We start from the raw sequence: 3,810 nt of genomic DNA on the forward strand, positions 1-3,810 counted from the left end.
CCCCCTTGGAGGCCGTCCTCCCCGTTGGGACTCACGCCGCCGCGGCACCGTGGCCGTCCCCGCCGAGGCCCCGGCACCGTCTCCTGGTGACGCCCTGCCGCCCCCGATGGAGAAGGTGAACCTGGCCCAGGCCTTCACCCACCTGTCCGGCCCGGACACCCCCCAGCCCGTGGGAATGCTCCATGGGCAGCCGGTGCACCTGGTGCGCCTGACGGGCAGCGGGCCCTGGTGCCAGCACGCGACCGGGGATGCGTTGTTCTTCGTCACCCGGGGCCACCTGCGGGTGGAGTCGCGCGAACGCTCCGTGGACCTGGAGGCAGGCGAGCTGCTCATCGTCCCGCGCGGCGTCGAACACCGCTCCGTCACCGCCTCCGAGGCCCTGGTGCTGATGTCGGCGCCGCCGCGGGGCTCGGAGGACTCCGCGCAGTCCCCGCCACTCTGAAGGTCGGCCCCCTCCCCTTCCGGGCAGGCGAGCCCCCGTCCCTTGGGGGACGCGGTGATTCCTCCCAGCCGGGCCACGGCGCACTTTTGCCCTGAACGAACGGATGGCGGTCGCCTCGGGCTCGGTGTCGGAGGGCCGGATCTCCGCCACGGTCACGAGGAGCGGGAGCCGCCATGCGCATCCACCACCTGAACTGCACCACGATGTGCCCGCCCGGTCGGCGGCTCATGGACGGACGGCGCGGCTTCACCGGCCCGGCGGCGCTCACCTGCCACTGCCTGCTGGTGGAGACGGCTCGCGGCCTGGTGCTGGTGGACACCGGCTTCGGCCTCAATGACGTGTATGCGCCCCGCGAGCGGCTCAGTGGCCTGTTCCGCGACGTGCTGTGCCGGCCCGCCCTGGCGGAGGAGGCCACCGCCGTCCGCCAGGTTGAACGGCTGGGCTTCCAGGCCAGCGACGTGCGCGACATCGTCCTCACGCACCTGGACTTCGACCACGCGGGCGGCCTGGACGACTTCCCCCATGCACGCGTGCACGTGCTGGCGGAGGAGTACCGCGTGGCCACCGCGCAGCGCTCCTGGCTGGACCGCGCGCGCTTCCGTCCCCAGCAGTGGGCGAAGGAGCGGCGCTGGGAGACCTACGCCGCCTCCCAGGGCGAAGGCTGGTTCGGCTTCGACTGCGTGCGCGAGCTCTCCGGGCTGCCGCCGGAGATTCTGCTGGTGCCGCTGACGGGCCACACGCTGGGACACGCGGGCGTGGCCATCGACACGGGGGAGGAGTGGCTGCTGCACGCGGGCGACGCGTACTTCCACCACGGGGAGATGGACCTGGACCGCTACCGGTGCACCGTCGGCCTGCGCGCCTACCAGAAGCTGATGCAGAAGGACGGGTGGATGCGCTGGTACAACCTGCGCCGCCTGCGCGAGCTGGTGCAGCGCCACGGCGAACAGGTGAAGGTGTTCTGCGCGCACGACCCGCTGGAGTTCGAGCGCCTGGAGGAGCGCGAGAAGCTGCCCGACGACTTCCCCATCCGCCCCGGCCTCGTCGCCCCCGTGCCCTCGCTGCACCTGTAATGGACGGGCGTCACTGGAGCAGGTCCGGCTCCGGCGCCAACGGCTCCTCCACGAACCGGGGCACGCGCGGCAGGTCCACGGTGAAGGTCGAGCCCTGCCCCGGGATGCTGTCCAGGCGGATGAGGCCCCCGTGCGCCTCCACCAGTTGGCGCACGATGTAGAGGCCCAGGCCATAGCCCAGCTCGACCTTCGCGGAGGGCTCGCGCTCGAAGCGCTCGAAGACGCGGCGCTGGGCCTCCGGCGCGATGCCCACGCCCTCGTCGCGCACGGTGAGCCGCACGTGCGCGTCGTCCAGCGCCGCCACCCGCACCCGCACCGGATGGCCCCGGCCGAACTTCAGGGCATTGGAGATGAGGTTCGTCAGCACCCGGTCCAGGCGGATCCGGTCCCAGTGGCCCACCTGTTTTTCCTCCACGTCCAGCGTCAGGAGGCTCCCCGCCTGCGCGGCGGTCTCCGCGAAGCGATCCACCACCTCGCGCGCCAGCTCCCCCAGGTCCATGGGCGCCGCGTCCAGCAGCCGCTTGTCGGAAGACAGCCGCGACAGGTCCAGCAGGTCGTGCAGCAATTGCCCCAGCCGCTGCGCCTGACCGCGCGCCGCCACCAATCCCTTTCGCACCCCGTCGTCGTCGTCGTTGGCGTGGGCGCGCTGCACCTTGTTCAACAGCAATTGCAGCGCTTGCAAGGGATTGCCCAGGTCGTGCGCGGTGACGGAGATGAGGTCCACCGCCTCGCGCGCCTCGCGCAAGAGCCGCGTGTTGTCCAAGGCCAGCGCCGCGCGTCCGGCCAGCTCCTCCACCAGCACCTGGTCCGCCTGGGTGAAGCGGCGGTGTCCCCGGGCCGTCATCAACACGAACACGCCCAGCGTCCGGCTGCCCGCGCGCAGCGGCACCGCCAGCGAGGACCCGATGCCCAGCCGGTCGATGAGCACCCGGTGCGCGGGACTCTCCGAGGAGTCCTCCAGGTCGTCCACGCCCACGTCCACGTCCAGGCGCGAGCGCCCGGTGCGCATCACGGACCAGATGGTGGGCGGCATGCCCGCGCGCGGGGGGAAGCGCCGCAAGGCCTCCCACAGGCTCTCCTCGCGCTCGGGCCGCACGTGCGTCACGGCCCGGGGCCGCAGCTCCCCCGCGGGCGTGAGCAGGTAGAGGATGCAGCCATCCGCCACCTCCGGCACCAGCAGCCGGGCCAGCTCCGCCACCGTCAGGTCCGGATCCAACGACTGGTGGAAGACGCGCCCGGCCTCCGCGAGCAGCTCCTGCATCCGCTCCGAGCGCCGCTGTTCGGTGATGTCGCGCGTCACCACCGCGAAGCCCTGCGGCGTGCCCTCCTCGTCGCGCAGCGCGGTGATGGACACCTCCGCCCGGAAGCGCGAGCCGTCCTTTCGCTGTCGCCAGCCCTCCGAGCGCAGCCGCCCGTCCTTCAGCGCGCGCGACAGGTCGCGTTCCGCCTGGCCCGCGGCGGCGTCCTCCGAGGTGTAGAAGGTGGAGGCCGGGCGCCCCAGGATCTCCGCCTCGCTCCAGCCCTTCATGCGCTCGGCGCCCGGGTTCCAACTGGCCACCCGGCCGCGCGCGTCCAGCAGCACCAGGGCGTAGTCGCGCACGCCCTCCACCAGCGCCTGGAAGCGGTGCGCGCTGGCCTGGGCCTCGCGCTTGAGCGGGTGCAGCCGGCGGTGGAGCACCCACGCCAGCGCCGCCGCCACGCCCAGGCCCAGGGCCGATACCAGCAGCAGCAGGCCCAGCTCCCACCGGTCCGCCACCACCGCCGCCTGGCTGTCGTCGCGCAGCCCCGCCTGCACCCTCTTCTCCAACTGGGCCTGGGCCTCGCGCACCCGCCCATGGGCCCGCGCCAGGCGCTCGCGGGCCGCCTCCTTCTCCAGGACGGGGGACGTGGACGTGTCGCGCAGGGCGTGGAGGGCGGCTTCGTGCCCCTGCTCGGCCCGCCACACCTCATCCACCAGCGCCTGGACCTCGGGGTCGGACAACCGCTCGCGCAGCCGTCCAGCGGTGTCCAGGAAGCGCTGGCGGGGCAGCGCCGTATCCTGGGAGAGGGAGCGCCCGCCCGCCAGCAGCGCGCTGTTGGCCAGGGAGACCTTGTCGCCGAAGGCCCGCCCCAGTTGCTCCACCTCGAACAGGTCCATGGAGCGCTCCGTCACCCGCGCCTTCGAGGAGGCCCGGATCATCACCACCGCCCCCAGGATGACCGCCACCAGCACGAACGCCACCGCGAGGCTCGCCCCGAGCCCCCACCCGTCTTCCTGTCCGAAGCGTCTGGGACGAGCCATGGGTGTCCCTTCCC

Annotated in this window: 3 protein-coding genes; 2 read left to right on the forward strand and 1 reads right to left on the reverse strand. The window is 73.0% G+C overall.

The window, feature by feature from the left end; translation table 11 throughout:
- A partial coding sequence (locus tag D7Y13_RS48420; protein ID WP_244222442.1) for a cupin domain-containing protein occupies positions 1–442 on the forward strand: 442 nt, incomplete at its 5' end.
- A gap of 173 nt (positions 443–615) precedes the next feature.
- A complete protein-coding gene (locus D7Y13_RS39650) occupies positions 616–1,515 on the forward strand; it encodes an MBL fold metallo-hydrolase (protein ID WP_120586104.1) in 900 nt (299 codons plus the stop codon).
- Between the two features lie 10 nt (positions 1,516–1,525).
- Here the strand turns inward: D7Y13_RS39650 and D7Y13_RS39655 are convergent, their stop codons facing one another.
- On the reverse strand, positions 1,526–3,796 hold the full coding sequence (locus tag D7Y13_RS39655) for a sensor histidine kinase (RefSeq protein ID WP_120586103.1): 2,271 nt from the start codon (positions 3,794–3,796) through the stop codon (positions 1,526–1,528).
- Positions 3,797–3,810: the final 14 nt, after the last annotated feature.

Source organism: Corallococcus praedator (assembly GCF_003612125.1).
GTDB classification, from domain to species: domain Bacteria; phylum Myxococcota; class Myxococcia; order Myxococcales; family Myxococcaceae; genus Corallococcus; species Corallococcus praedator.